This window comes from Alcanivorax sp. HI0083 (assembly GCF_001635175.1).
In genome coordinates this window covers 1-15,381 of the sequence record NZ_LWFX01000309.1, presented here as the reverse complement: position 1 = coordinate 15,381, position 15,381 = coordinate 1, and the positions used below count along the sequence as shown (strand labels likewise).

The 15,381-nt window shown below is 58.8% G+C and carries 6 protein-coding genes and 1 pseudogene; all 7 read right to left on the bottom strand.

Features of this window, described 5'->3' with window-relative positions; all coding sequences use genetic code 11:
* Window positions 1-274: 274 nt before the first annotated feature.
* Window positions 275-1,567, bottom strand: coding sequence for an adenylosuccinate synthase (locus tag A3754_RS03290; protein ID WP_063518842.1), 1,293 nt, complete (start codon window positions 1,565-1,567; stop codon window positions 275-277).
* Between the two features lie 41 nt (window positions 1,568-1,608).
* A complete protein-coding gene (locus A3754_RS03285; RefSeq protein WP_063518841.1) occupies window positions 1,609-2,784 on the bottom strand; it encodes an ATP phosphoribosyltransferase regulatory subunit in 1,176 nt (391 codons plus the stop codon).
* Window positions 2,785-2,976, bottom strand: a complete 192-nt coding sequence (locus A3754_RS03280; protein ID WP_063518840.1) for a DUF2065 domain-containing protein — start codon at window positions 2,974-2,976, stop codon at window positions 2,785-2,787.
* A gap of 118 nt (window positions 2,977-3,094) precedes the next feature.
* The gene (locus tag A3754_RS03275; protein WP_063518839.1) at window positions 3,095-7,903 is read right to left on the bottom strand and encodes a CshA/CshB family fibrillar adhesin-related protein; all 4,809 of its coding nucleotides are present in this window, start codon (window positions 7,901-7,903) and stop codon (window positions 3,095-3,097) included.
* 4 nt (window positions 7,904-7,907) lie between these two features.
* Window positions 7,908-10,787, bottom strand: coding sequence for a DUF11 domain-containing protein (locus A3754_RS03270; protein WP_063518838.1), 2,880 nt, complete (start codon window positions 10,785-10,787; stop codon window positions 7,908-7,910).
* Window positions 10,788-10,799: 12 nt separating this feature from the next.
* Window positions 10,800-11,417, bottom strand: coding sequence for an OmpA family protein (locus tag A3754_RS03265; protein WP_063518837.1), 618 nt, complete (start codon window positions 11,415-11,417; stop codon window positions 10,800-10,802).
* A pseudogene (locus tag A3754_RS27080) lies at window positions 11,414-15,381 on the bottom strand (hypothetical protein); the annotation flags it as partial. The gene A3754_RS03265 and the pseudogene A3754_RS27080, both read right to left, overlap by 4 nt.

Below are 15,381 nucleotides of genomic sequence, written 5' to 3'. Positions count from 1 at the left end.
TGGTCGCCAGTGCCGTTTTGGCAAACGGAATCCGGTACATGAGTGTTCTCCCCGTGAATTGTTTTCAGAGGCGAACAGTGAAGCGGTTTTTTATGACAAAACTGTCACAGAGATAAGAAGAATTTACTCAACACAAAACCACAGCGTCGGACATCCAGCACGCTCCCGTTGCCAAGGCCAGACAATGGGCTCTGCCTGAAACAGGCGCATCACTCCATTCCGTGACAAACATAAAAAAAGCGGCCCGTGGGCCGCTTCTTCGTTTGCACCTGGCTCAGGAGAACGGGTGGCGCTTGATGATGGTTTCCACCCGGTCCGGGCCAGTAGAAATGATATCAATGGGCGCACCGGTGACTTCCTCGATACGCTGCAGGTAAGCCTTGGCGTTGGCCGGCAGATCATCTTCCGATTTGGCACCCAACGTAGACTCCGACCAGCCCGGCAGGCTTTCGTATACCGGCTTCACTTCTTCGTAGCTGTCCGCATCCCAGGCACACTCCAGCGAGTTGCCGGCCGCATCCTGATAGCCTACGCAGATGTTGATTTCTTCCAGGCCGTCCAGCACGTCCAGCTTGGTCAGGCACAGGCCGGTAATGGAGTTGATCTGGATGGAACGCTTCAGCGCCACCGCATCGAACCAGCCGCAACGACGGGCGCGGCCAGTGGTGGAACCGAACTCGTGTCCTTTCTCGGCCAGGTAACGGCCATTTTCGTCAAACAGCTCCGTGGGGAACGGACCGCTGCCCACCCGGGTGGTGTAGGCCTTGGTGATACCCAGCACGTAATCCAGGTATAGCGGGCCGAACCCGGTACCGGTGGCAGTACCACCGGCCGTGGTGTTGGAGCTGGTCACGTACGGGTAGGTACCGTGGTCGATATCCAGCAGGGTGCCCTGGGCGCCTTCAAACATGATGTTCTCGCCACGCTCGCGGGCACCGTGCAACACGGCAGTCACATCGGTAACCATGCTGCGCACGTCTTCGCCCAGTTGCAGGGTTTCATCCAGGGTTTTCTGGAAATCCACTGGCTCGGCATTGTAATAGCTGCGCAGAACGAAGTTGTGGTAATCCATCACTTCGCCCAGCTTGGCGGCAAACAGCTCGCGCTGGTACACATCACCCAGGCGCAGCCCCCGGCGAGCCACCTTGTCTTCATAGGCAGGGCCAATGCCACGGCCGGTGGTGCCGATTTTTTTGTTGCCGCGGGCCGCTTCACGGGCCTGATCCAGCGCCACGTGTACCGGCAGGATCAGCGGGCAGGCCGCCGACAGACGCAGACGCTCGCGTACCGGCACACCCTGATCTTCCAGGCCACCGATTTCCTTGAGCAGCGCCTCCAGGGAAAGCACCACGCCGTTACCAATCAGGCACTGCACATCTTCGCGCAGAATGCCTGATGGAATCAGGTGCAGGACCGTTTTCTTGCCATCGATCACCAGGGTGTGGCCGGCGTTATGGCCGCCCTGAAAGCGGGCTACCAGTGAAGCCTGATCGGTCAATAAATCGACGATCTTGCCTTTGCCTTCATCACCCCACTGGGTGCCGAGAATGACTACGTTCTTACCCATGATTGCTTGCTGCCATCTGTTCAGGAAAAAGGAAATTCGGTTTAAAGGTCGGTCACAACCCAGCCATCGGCCTGGGCGACCAGGCGACGCTGGCATCCCAGCTCGGCCGGGTCATTATCGGCGCCGGGCAAGGCCAGCACCACGCGCTCACCCTGCTCACGCAGGGCAGCAACGGTGGTCGCAAAGGTGGCGTCCTGCAGCGAACCTTCCGCCAGAATACCGGTGAGCGCGGCAGATTCCGCCCGCTCCGCCAGCATCTTCAAATCTGCACTGAAACCGGTGGCCGGCCGCGCCCGACCAAAGACTTCACCAATGTGATCGTAACGGCCGCCCTTGGCCACCGGCTCACTCTCACCGGGCAGGTACGCGGCAAACACGCAACCGGTGTGATAGTGGTAGCCGCGCAGCTCACCCAGATCCAGGTGCAATTGCACACCGCGGGCACCCAGCACATCGACCAGCACCGCCAGCTCATCCAGTGCCGCCATAGCACCCGGGAAAGGCGACAGCAGCGCCCGCGCTTCGGCCAGCACGTCCACGCCCCCCGCCAACCAGGGCAAGGCTGCCAGGGCTTTACCGGCAGCGGCAGGCATATCATGGCTGGCAATGAAGGTGTCCAGCTCTACTCGTGCCTTGCGGACATAAATGTCTTCCAGCTGGCTCTGCTCACTGTCGCTCAGATCACAGCTGTCGAGCAGGCCACGGAACAGCCCCACGTGCCCCAGATCCAGCACCACGTGCTGGTCCACACCTGACAGCGTCAGCGTTTCCAGCAGCAGCGAGATCACTTCCAGGTCACTGTCGGCACCGGAATGGCCGAACAGCTCCACGCCCAGCTGATAAGGCAGGCGTGTGCCACCGGCCACCACCGGGCGGGTACGCAGGGCGCTGGAGCAGTAACATAGGCGGGAAGGGGCATTGCGGCGCAGACTGTGGGCATCCATACGCGCCACCTGCGGAGTAATATCCGCACGGACACCCATCAGGCGCCCGGTGAGCTGGTCGGTAATCTTGAAGGTTTCCCGCTCCAGATCTCGGCCACCGCCGTTCAGCAGGGATTCCATAAACTCGATCAACGGCGGGAATACGAGTTCATAACCCCAGCGCTGATACAGATCCAGCGTCTGGCGACGCAGCTGCTCGATGGCCCGGGCGCGACCCGGGAGGACTTCTTCTACCCCGTCGGGCAGTAGCCACTGTTCTTCCTGATTCATCATTTACGACCGCATCAGTAATAACAGGCCCGCACCCAATACCATGAGCACCAGCCCCATAATTCGCAGCAGGCGACTATCCAGACGCGCCACCTGAAGTGCTGCCTGGCGCGCACGCACAGGCGCCAGAAACAGCGGAAGGCCTTCTATGATCAACACCAGACAAAGCGCCTTGATCAATAAACTGAAATCCATTGTTCCTGCCAGACAGCCACAAAAAAACCGGGAGCCTGCGCGCCCGGTTGCGGCATTCTACCACGGTCTCCCCGTGGCAGATAGGTTACCGACGGATGGATCAGCGTAGCCAAATCCGCTACGGATTCACCCTCACATCGTAACGGACAACCCCTTGATTCCCCGGTAATAACTGCCCGGAGAACAGCCACTGCAGGGCGCCCTCATAACCCGGGCCGTTGCTGCCATCCGGCGTGCTCAGGCTACAGCCGGACAGATCGTCCGGCAGTGCCGCCGGGCAGGCCGCCGCCGTATTCAGGCCACTGAATGCGGGCGTGCTATCGTTCACCGTCACCTCGGTCAACGCCTTGGCGCCCTGGTTAGTGAAGATCAAACGGTAACGGAGCACGTCGCCAGGGGCAGCCTGATTGGCTGTGCCGTCATTGCTGTCCACATCATCCACAGTACCCTGCACACCGTCCGGACCAATGTTGCGCACCTGTTTTTCAAGCAGCAACTTGCCTGCAGAAAGACGGGTGGTATCGCGCACTTGCACCATCGCCTGCGAACCGGTCCCCGTAAACGCCTGAGTCGCCAACAAAGGCCGGGAGTGCAGCGCATCCAGGGGCGCATCCGCCGGAGCAAAGACTTTCACCAACAGGCAAACGCTATCGCCGGCCTGCACGGCAACGCCGGTCACCGGCTGAGCGGCCTCCCCGCTATCCAGAACACCATTACAGTTACTGTCCCGATAGAGCGTATCCGTCCAGGCAGGGGCAGCGGGCACGGTGTCGGGCGCCCCGAAAGTGAAATCCACCGTTCCGGCGGTGCGCGCGGTAAAACGGTGGTCGTAGAACAGGCTGTTGCCCGCATCCACCACCCCCTGACGATCCGGTTCAAGAACCGGCAGGCCCACATCACCAAACAGGATGTCACTCCATACGGTGCCGCTGGGCGGCACCGATAATGTTATGGTGTCGTCATCGCCAGCACCGACGGCAAGGTTTGCACCACCGGAGCCTGCACTTTCACTGATGGACTGATAGCCGTTGGGAGTCTGGACCAGCAAGCAAGCAGCCTTCCCCACGTCCGCTAACGGCGGGGTCAACGCCCAGGCCCCATCGCCATCCGTGGTCGTCTCAGCCAGCACCGTATCCGTTTGCTCGCAAACACCATTGCCATCAGCATCGTGGTAGAGCCGCACCGACAAATTGGCCAGGCCCGGCTCGTCGGCCCCCTTACTGCCATCGTGAGCGATAGCACCACTGCCGTTATCCTCAAACACCCAACCGGAAAGAGTACCTGCCGTATTGGCCGAGGCCACGGTGACCTTGTAATCCTCAACCTCGCCATCGAATACCACCTGCCCACCGGCAGCCACATCCGGAGTGCTGGACAGACGGAAGCGGGCATAGGTATCACCGATAAAGGCTCCCGGTGGCACAAACACACTCAGATCGATGGCTCCGTTAGCCGCGTTACTGTCCTGGGCATCGTTGTCGCGCACATTCAACGCCACCTGTTCACTGGCATCGTCAAAATCGTTATCCCGATTCCAGTCGATCCAGCCCTGCACGAAATTGGTGCCTGCGGTCTGTTCTGTCAGAGTGATCGAGATCACCGCGTTACCGCCGGGAATCAGTGCGGAAAAACTGACGCCATCTTCTTCCGGGCCATCCGCATCCGCATTGGCCGAGTTCTGGTCGGCATCTTCCGGATCCGGACCGATATCACCCAGGTAAGGAACGGCAGGCTGCAAGGTGGCTACGGTGAGCGTATTCACATCCGTATCTGTCTGGGGCTTGCTGCCACCAGTGGCATCCCTGCGCGAAACGTGGCCGCCGCTTTGCGGGTAACCGCCGGCAATATCGCCATGATCCACCTGTAGGAAAACGCCAAAGGCCATTGCCTGGGAGCCGCCGCCATCAACAATATGTGATGTGCGGCGTGCGTCTTCGGTCAAGCCCAGCAAAGTACCCGTGCTGACCGCCAAATCCCCAGTGGTCACCACCATTCGCCGGTTGCCATTTTCAAAGCGCACCCTCAAATCAGAGGCCGGCGCCACCGAAAAAATCTCCCAGGGCTGGCCATCGGTTTCCCAGGTCAGGCTTTCGTTCTCATCCGTATCTTCCGCATCAGCCGCAATAATGTCAGCCGGGACCCGCTGCCCATTGAGGTAGACCTGCCAATCAATATCAAACTCCGGCGCCTCACCACTGGCATTATTGGAAAGCCCAATAGGGTTCACGCCCTGATACAGATCATCCAGGCGATCGCCGGACCAGCTGCCGGTGTTATAGACATTGACCGTATCAGTCAGGTTGTCCAGCGTGGCGCGAATTTCCACCGGGCCAAATACCCAGTTCTTGCGAATCATTTCCCCGACCTGATAGTTATTGCGGACACCGCAAGACCAGTCCAGCCAGTAGATCGCATCGCGAAAATCACCGGCACCGCCACTGGCAATGCCGCCGCCAGTAGCCTCCGACCCCTGCGGGCAGGTCACCACCGCCCGGGTAGACACCTGGTAGTCCTCCACTTCGCCATCATCCGCCCCTTCATAGGGATCGATAGAGGGCGTTGTAGACCAGCGGAAACGGGTGATCACATCATTGGCGTCCACTGTGCCCGTTGCCGCACTCGCTATGATATCTATCAGCCCATCGCCATCGGTGTCCTGAAGGTCCTCGGCAATCTGCTCCCCGGGGTCATCAAAGTCCCCATCCTGATTCCAGTCCACCCAGGCTTGCAGGTACCCTCCAGCCCCCTCCACAGCCACTGTAATCGGATCGATACTCGGCAGCACAGAGGGGAAAGTTACACCGTCATCAAAGGTGTCTGCATTGGCATTGGGATCGGCGTACCCGCCCACATCCTCTGACACATCAACGCCAAGGTGAATGCCATCCACCAGAATATGAGACGGGCTCTGGTAACTGGCAGGCGCATCACCATAGTCAACCAATACCTGGGGAGGGGCATCGATCACACAGACTTTCTGCAGGTTGCTGGAGCCCCCGGTGGAACCGGTAAAACCGAAGAACACATTCGGGTCACCGGCAAAATCCAGAGTGGTAAAATCGCGATTCACCACAGCCACCAGTGCACCGTCAAAACGGTACTGCAGTTGATTGGATACCGGATCCCAATCCAGCGATACCGTATGCCAGCCTCCGTCCTCAATATTTCCCAGGTCCACCACTGGGCTCAGCAAGCTTCCGCCGCCACTGGAATCGGTATAATTTACCGGGTCATAAATAACCGTATGATCATTGGCAATATCACCGTAACCCCCACCGTTGCTGTACGTATCGAATTCCACCGCCACAGCAGGATCCAAGCCACCCACCCCCAAGGCGCCACCAAACACACCGGTCGCACTGCTGCCGTCCTCATCATTCTGGAAAGCAAAGGCAATACCATCCGCACCACTGGCGTCTTTAGTACCCAGATAGATGGAAAACTCCACCGTAAAGGGGGAAAGCAGACTAATGCGATTCTGTGACCAGGCAGAGCCGGACTGATTGCCACTATCCTGGGTCAGGGTAATTTCATTACTAGAGGTATTTCGCGTGGCACTGCCACTGAGCGACAGGTTCGCACTGATTGCGGCATCACAGGTTTGTGACGTGACATTCAAGCGGTAATCTTCCACCTCACCATTTCCCGCGTTGTTGCCTATCCCGGGATTTGTTGACTCGGTAAATTTAAAACGCGCATAGGTCACACCGGACGCAGCAGAACCCGGCACATTAATGGTCACCGGCGTGACCGTAACGAAATTGGAGGAATTATTGCCGCTGGATGTTTCGCCGTTATTGGTGATCTGACGATTGGATACCATCCGCTCGCCGGCATCGCTGAAATCCCCATCCCGGTTCCAGTCGAACCAGACGTTCAGGTAACCCGAACCGTATGTGGTCACCGACAGTTCGCTTTGCTGCCCCGGAAAGATGGATTGATCATTCAGAGCGCTTCCGCCCAGGGTAACGCCATCTTCATCGTCAAAGTTGACAACCGCGCCCCCCGCCCCATCAAGGTCATCACCGTCCGCGCCCGCACTGGCTTGCTGCGCACTTTCATGGTCTGGCACCAGACCGGCACCTAAACCCAGAAAACTGCTTACAGCCTGTCGGGCAGCCACATAGGGCGAAGGGGCATCGCCGTAATCCGTATTGCCGTCCACCACATCATCGAAATCGTCAACACGCAGAGACAAATAGGAAACACGCCGGGCGGTACTCGACGAGCTTTCTGTTCCGTACGCATTATCATTCTGAACCCGAAAAGACGCACTGGATGTTTCCGAAAACACCACACTGGCACGGCACTCGGGCTCGACGGTTGTGGCACCGTCGGTGCAATCAGTATCCCGCCCTTTTATGCGCGTGTTATAGCCGCCAGACGCCGATGAAGAAACGGTGGTATCCGTGTTAACGGACACATAGGAACGCGTTTTTTCACCGGTGTTGAAGTAAAGGTCATCACTGCCCGTGCTAGAGTTGTTACTGTCCAGATCGAACCCGGTAACGATCAACCGGTCCACAACAACAGGCGTGGTGGTTCCCTGACGAACCACCGTTAACCGCAAATCCTGGTAGGCAATATTTTCGCCGTTATCCTTGTCTCGCAAACTGGCAAACAACACGCCCTCTTCCACCCCCAGACACTGAAAGCTCCCGGCCTGATCATTGTCTTCCTGCAGCACCTGAACCAGAACATCCAGCGCCTGACCGTCGTAGCTTGCGGATGTACCAAACCGGTATGTCGCCTGAGAGCAGTCACTGCCGCTAAGAATTGTCCGCGAACCATTCAGCGGCAGACTAATAGCTTCTGCGGCCCCACTCACCAGGCACAAGCCGATAAAGAGCATGGCAATAAAAACCTGCATTGCCAGCAACCCTGCAACCAGTTTGCCTTTATTTTTTTTCGGTTCGGTTGTCTGCATCGTTTTACTCCACCCGTAACCCGAAAATAAGAACGGCGGTTTCACCCGCTTTCAATTCGCCCACATTGACCGACACATCACCGGTACCCGCTTCGGCAGGTGCAACCACATCGGCGCTGCAATCCCCCGAGGGAAGCTGGCAACGGGTCGCGGAAGACAGCATGGTTGTGAACGGCTGGGTGCGATCATTAATGGTCACTTCATACATGCTCTGCGCCCCGGTATTGGCTGCCGTCAGGCGATAAATCACGCACTGCTCGCCAGGTGTTGCCGTAAATCGGGTATAGACAAAACAGCCATCCGCAGTACAACTGCCCGGGCCATCCGGCACGCCATCACAGTCGGCATCCAGTGCCTGCTCTTTGGTCACGGCCACATCGGTATTGCTGGTCGTGGTGGAATCCGTCGCCGTGTCGGTCACCGTCTGCCCGGCACCTTGTGCCGTAACAGTGAGCGTCTTGAGGTTGGTAATGCCGTACGCTGCCGTGGCCGGGGCAAAAACCCGGGCGAACACGGACAGGCTCTCACCCACGGCAAGCACACCATCTGCCCCGGCAGTCTGCAGAGGAGTGCCATCGACAATCAGGGTATCCGCCGTATCCCATTGCCCATTGCCGTTGCTGTCCTCGTAGAGGGTAATCGACCAGCCATTGTCACTGGCGCTGTCAGGCGTGCCGCTGAGCAGCACATTGGTCAAATCCACATTACCGGTGTTGGTGAGCTGATGGCTATAAAGCACGCTGCTGCCCGGCGCCACTTGCCCGGTCTGGTCCGGCTGCAGGGAAAGTGCCGGTCCCGCCACTACGACCACCTGATCCAGCTTGATGTCACCGGCATTACTGGTCGGCGACAAGGCTCGCAGGTACAGCGGCAAGGTATCGCCTCCGCTAGCCGATTCCGGCACCGTGACCTGGGCACACACCAGCCGCTGGCTACCTGCCGGCACCAGCCCGGTATTGGTAATGGCAACGCCATTGGCGCTGCAATCTGCCGATCCACCATCACGGTAGAAGGTCACGCTCCACCCCGCAGGCAATTGCCCCGGATTGAAATTGCTGTTGCTGGCATGCAAGTCGTAGCTGTCCTGCCGCGGCCCGGTGTTATTCACGTACAACACAAAGGTACCGTGATTGCCCGGCGCCACAGACAAGCTGCGTACCGGCGAGGCCTCCGGCCCCGGCCCTTCACCCGGAGCGCTACCGTTAACCGGCTGATCATTAGTGAGATCCACACTGTTGGTGACAATGCTGATGAGCGTATCGGTCACCGCATTGCGGACCTGGGGATCGGTGATTGAACTGGCAACCTTGGTGACCTGGAAAGGGCCGCCCAGTGCATTGGGAGGCAGGATTGCCTGCAGGACAACCCGCACACCGCACACACCATTTCCGGCATCACGCACAAAACGGGCCGGACATTGGCCGCCTTGATCGGCCAACGGGATCGGGCCTGTGTCAGGCACGCCGTTGCCATCACTATCCACCAACGGAGTAGCGCCATCCGCCTTGAGTAACTGGAAGACGGTGCCCTGGGGGAAGGGGTCGCTTAGTGCCGCCCCGGAACGGTCGTTGGCAGCATCGATAGTGATATCGAAACGGTCTTCGCCATCGCCAGTATTCCAGATCACGTTGTTGAACAGCACAGTGCCACCCTGGCCGGCGCTGGCAATCTCGACACGGTTACCGGTATCGCTTACATCATCACTACCCGTCACGCTGTCGTTTTCGCTGTTATTAGCCACCACAGCCGGGGCCAACGCCCGGTCAATAACCTGATAGCTCACGGCATTGGTGCTGAACGGAGACGGTGTACCGAAATCCGTATCGCCGGCTTCGTTGGAATAGCGGAAACGGCCCGTATTGCGAACCCGGTCACCGGCGCTCAAGCCCGCATCAAGAGTGACATCGAACGTGAGGGTGCCGACACCGCCCGGCGGCAACTGCGTAACAACCGCCCGTACCCGATCCTGACAATCCGGTTCGACAGCATCCGTATCGTAGGCACAATAACGGATCAGGTTAGGGGCATTGCCCTGATTGCCATCATCGCCGTCGTCCGTGAGTGGAGTATTACCGGTAAACGTCCAGCGAGCGGAATCCGGCACATAGGTCATGCCTGCTGACACCCCATCCACGGAAACGGTGGGCAGCACATCTTCAATGACGATATCGGTGGCCGCCTGGTCCGATGGGTTACGGTAATCCAGGGTGACGGTGATCGGCCCATCCGGGGAGCGGCCTTCCCGCTGGCTCAATGACTTGACCACTTCAATCACCGGGCCATCGATGACATCCGCTTCATCCGTATTGATAGCCAGCAGGGAGTTATCCGCATCACTGCGCGCACGAACCTGCAATGACGGCTGTTGGCCCGCCACCGTTCCAGCCGACAATTCAGCTTCCACCACCAGCGAAAACGTTTCGCCGGAAATCATGTCCGGGGTCCGGCTATCCCAGCAGCCATCCGCGTCTGTCTGGGTAAACAAGGCGCCCCCCGCATCGGGTTGGCCATCGCCGTTGCCATCGGCGTAAACGGCCCAGGCATCAATGTCGCTATCCACATTGGTAATACACAACTGATACTGGTCGCGCCCATTACCGGTATTGGTCAATACATGGGAGAAATAGACCAGCCCGCCTGGCAGTGCTGGTTTGCCCTGATCACTGACCAGTTCAATGCCCGGCACGTTCTGCACCAACGTCTGCACCAGATTGGAGGTCACCCGCTGTGCTTCCGCCTGCTCCGTACAGCCATCATCAAGGCAGGCCCGGTAACTCGCCGATGCCTGGTTCTTGATCACGGTGCCTGCCGCCGGTGTGGCCGCCTGAACACTGGCTCCCAGCATCAGCAACACCATCAGCCCTGTACGTTGCAGTGTCTTCACCCCAACTCCCCTTTACTTCACTGGCGCCGGCGGCACGAATTCATCGCCACCACTGCGGGCAAAATCAGCCCGCAACACCAACGGGCGACTTTGCGCATCCAACGGCATCAACTCAACACGGCGATTGATGACCCGCTGTTCGTTATTCGCGTCAGGCAGAATAGGCAGCTCTTCGCCCAGAGCAACACGCTTGATGCGGCCATTGCTGATGCCCCCATCACGCAGGTACTGCACCACCTGGTCCAGGCGGCGAGCCGCCAGTTTCTGGTTATAACTTGCCGCGCCTTTCTCATCGGTAAACGCCTGCACGCTCACCTGCAGGGTCGGGTACTGTTTCAGCACCGCCAGATTGCTTTCCAGCCGGCGCACTTCAGCGTCAGCCAGCTCGTTCTGGTCAAAACCGAAATACACCGCCGGCTCCCAAACCTGGGTGCGGCTTTCGCCTGCTACCAGGCCTGCGCCGCCAGCCGCAATCCCGGTGACTGTCACCAGGCCGGTGCTTGTTACCCGGGCTTCCACCGGGCATAGCTCATCATACTGTGCATACAGTGACTCGGTGCTGGCACATCCCGTCATTACTGCCATGCTCGCCAGGATCAATAACGCCAGCCGCGCTTTCATCATATTCATCGCGCCTCTCCCAGATAACTGCGCTGCCCGGCGGCTTTGCTGCCCAGCCAGCTCAGGTCATCTTCATCGAATTTGTATTCCAGGCCAACAAACACGCCTTCCGCGTTATAGCCTTCCGGGTCCAGGTCATCGTCACGGAAACCGGTGAAGTTATAGCCCACACCCATGCGCAGATTACGGCGCACCAGTGCATTGACGGTAAACCCGTAGCTGTAACGGCGCTCTTTAACGCCTTCCGTGGTAATCGCACCACCATGCAGATCCAGATCAAAACGGCGGGTGATATCCCAGATAATCCGGCCATCCGCCACATAGGCATCCGAGTCCACATCCAGATTGCCCAGCTCGGTCTGTTGCCATTTGGCGCCCAGTCGACCAGAGAAAATCCAGTCATCATGGGCCTGATAGTTATGGTGTGTGGAGAACAGATGCACGGTGCGGTCGCTGCCACCGCTGCCGCCCCACTCTTCTTTCCATTTGTACATGAATAGCATGTGGTGGCGGTTGTCCCGACGCGGACGGCGGGCCATGCCCAGGGTGACAATGTTGTCGCCTTCCTTGGCTTCCGTATCGAAATACTGCAGGCGCAGGTCATCACGCACCACCGCAGACCAGTCTGTATTCACTCGCCAGATATTGGCCGCACTCAGCCCGTAGTACTCACGATCATCGCCAAAGCGGGTTTCCACCCGCCCCAGAGTCCGGCGGTTTTCATTGCGTTTGTCTTCTGCGCCCACGGACAGGGCCGTGGCATCCTGATTGGTCTGTCCGTCCAGCGTCTGAATCCACTCCATGGACGGCGACACAGTCAGACCCGGCTCGATCTCGATGTCAGACTTCACACCATTGGCTGCGGCCACATCGCGGCCATCCACGGCACCGCGCAAACGGTACTCGGAATACACATCGGTATTGCGGGTAATCGCAGAACGCACACCTGTGGTGAACTGCTGTGTTTCCACATCATCGTCCAGCGTATTGATACCATTCAGGCTGTTGATGATCTCGTAACGGCTGTAAAGACTGGTTTTCTCGGTGAGCTGCATGTCCGCATCGGCCGCGATACGACGGCGGCTGGTATCGTTGAAGGCCTGCTCGTATTCCGCACCAATCTGAAAGGGCTTGCCCAGCAGATTGAAGCCCCGGTCAGCACCAAGAATATAGGTGCCGAAATCTTCACTGCCCTGGACATCCTTCTGCTCGATACCGCGCACACCGCCGCGCAAGGCGGTGGCACCGATCCGCTTTTCCCCGATAACGCCCAGGCTGTTCTGCTCTTCCGCTCCGTCCAGTTGCTTGGAGCGGATACCTTCCACTTCCACGGAAAAATCCCGGGCCAGCATCTGCTCGTGGCCCAAACGCATTTCTTCACGGGCGGCACTGATACCCGCTGACGGGTTATCAAACCCGGCCTCCGCACGGGCCCAGCGCAATTCGGTACGCGAACCATCTACCCACAGACGCTCACCATTAATACTGTAGGCGCGCCCTTCCGGATCATTGTTTTCATGGGCCATGGAACCAGAAGACACATTGATGCGGGTGTTTTCATCAAGTTTGTATTGCGCGGAAACACTGGTCAGATCGAAACCTTCGGTTTCATGTTCATCCTGGGTGCGGCTAACGCCCAGCTGCAGCTGATCGGTCAGGTCATAGTTCAGGCGCGCGCCAAGGACATTGTATTCCTCGGCATCGCCTTCCACGTTATAGCTCACGCGGACAAACACCGGGTTCAGGTTGGCGTCCACCGTAGGAACCACATCGTGGAAGCGGATATCCCCGGTGAAATAATTCACCGAGTAATCCACGTAACGGGTCAACGGCGTGGTTTCGATAACCAACCCCGGGTTGTTACGGTCGCGAACGATAATTTCCACAGTCTCGCTGTCACGGGCCGGATCGTTACTCAAGGTGAACAACAACGCCGTACCGTTACCCGGCAGCTCTTCGGTTACTTGCTCCATGTCCGGGCGGGCAGCGAATACCTGGAAACGGGCACGACCGTTATCGTAGACGCCATTCAACCCGGTCAGGGTACGTTGAGTGCGGCCCAGGTCATAAAAATCATTCTGCGGGTCGGTGAGATAATCCCCCCACATGATGCTGCTGCGGTCCTTTTCCAGTTTTGCATACAACTTGCTGCGGCTGCGGGCATCGTAACCTCGCACAGACGCATCGCCGGGGATCGGATAGTAATCCGCCGGGTTCAGGTCACGGCGCACTTCGTCTTCGGTGTCCAGATCCTTGTCGGTGTCGTAGGCCAGTGTCAGGTGGGCATCACCACGGACTTGACCTTTCATGAACACGGCAGCCCGGCCATCCACGCCATCGTCAAATTCATCGGCCACATCCGTGGGCGCATTGCCGTTATCACGCAACCTGCCGGTGCGGCTTTGCACCTGTAAAAAACCCGTCGCCAACAGGGGACGCAGGGGCGCGATCTGTTCAATCTGGATACTGTCACTGAAACGGTCCAGAGTCGCACGCAAGCGTACCGGGCCGGTGTATTCCGTACTGCGCAGATGAGCCAGTGCCACCCCGTCCACCAGTTTGATTTGGTGGCCCGGCGTACCACTTTGCAAATCCTCTTCCAGCCACTGGCCACGGTCAGTTTCCAGTGTCACGAAGTGACTGCCCAGCGCCGGGTTACCTTTGGCATCATTGAGGCGAACACGCACCCCCAGGGTTGAGCGTCCACCGTCTGCCGGCAGCGTATCGGATTCGGTTTCCAGGGTAATGGACTGCGGCGCCGCCGGGCGCACCACGGTTTTTTCTGCCATCACCCGCTGATTACCGAACATGTCCCGGGTGCTGACTTGCAGCATGTTTTCCCCTTCATCCAGGGCAACGCCATACCAGGTGACAACCTGGGCGCGCTCACGCTTGTTGACCACCTGCTCACCCAGTTGCGCCTTGGCCACCACCTTGCCATTCACGCTAAGGACCGGATCCACGCCCGCACGCACCACCACCTGAAAACGACCATCACGGCTCACGCCACCACGCGGCCACAACCAGGCGCCCTGCTCCGCCTGTTCGCGGGTAATGCTGGCAGCCGCTTCCTTGGTGTTCTGCATGGTGGCTTCCGGGTTGGCCGGCAGCACCGCAGCCGTGTCGGTTTTCTCACCCTGAGACTGGGAGACTTTTTCCCAGGCATCAGTGAGCCCGTCATCCCCGGTCTGGGTATAGACACCGCTACCCAAATCACCGCTGCCGTCGGCCTGACGCAAAACCGGATTGATAGTTTGCTGACGCAGTGGATCAAAACGCGCCGCTTCATCCAGCATCCAGTCACCGTTCATGGATGCATTACGGGCTTTAAGCTGTTCCGCCAGCGCTTTCGCCTCATCGCCGGTGGGGCAAACGGCGGCAAAATCCGCACGGTGGTATTCACCGGAACGCAAATCCACAAAGCGGCTTTCCGGGTCCGCCGCATGGCGATTGTCGATGGGCTTGAGCTTGACGCCGGCCGGCAAGGTCAGCGGGTCCACCTTGATGGTATGCAAACCCGGGTTCAGACCGTAAACACTGTACTGGCCGTTCTCGTCGGTAATCACCCAGGTGCCGTCCTGCAGATACAGCTTCACGCCACCAATGGGCCACTCACCATCGTTCTGCAGATTATTACAGTCCGCATCCACATAGACCTTACCGAACAGCATGGCCTTGTCTGACAGCACGCCTTCGTTGCGGATCTCCACTTCGGCTTCGTCCTGGTTGGAACGGTAGGTAAACCCGGAAGCCGTGTTGGCCTGGGCCGTGGCCCGGTTGATGCCATCGCTGTCCACCGCACCGGCCGACAACCGCAAGCCGTAGTGCAATGTCACCGTTTCACCCGCCTGCAACGGCAGCGCCACCACGGAGCCATTGCTGCGCTCGCGCTCCAGTCGGAAGGTCAGCTGCGGCCCGGGGCGTCCCGCCGAGTCCGGCATTTCGACACGCTGCCCGCCCACTTCCAGCCAGG

Coding starts and splice junctions, on each gene's coding strand:
- A3754_RS03265 (WP_063518837.1), bottom strand. CDS start 11,417: ATGAATATGATGAAAGCGCGGCTGGCGTTATTGATCCTGGCGAGCATG.
- A3754_RS03275 (WP_063518839.1), bottom strand. CDS start 7,903: ATGCAGACAACCGAACCGAAAAAAAATAAAGGCAAACTGGTTGCAGGG.
- A3754_RS03285 (WP_063518841.1), bottom strand. CDS start 2,784: ATGATGAATCAGGAAGAACAGTGGCTACTGCCCGACGGGGTAGAAGAA.
- A3754_RS03290 (WP_063518842.1), bottom strand. CDS start 1,567: ATGGGTAAGAACGTAGTCATTCTCGGCACCCAGTGGGGTGATGAAGGC.
- A3754_RS03280 (WP_063518840.1), bottom strand. CDS start 2,976: ATGGATTTCAGTTTATTGATCAAGGCGCTTTGTCTGGTGTTGATCATA.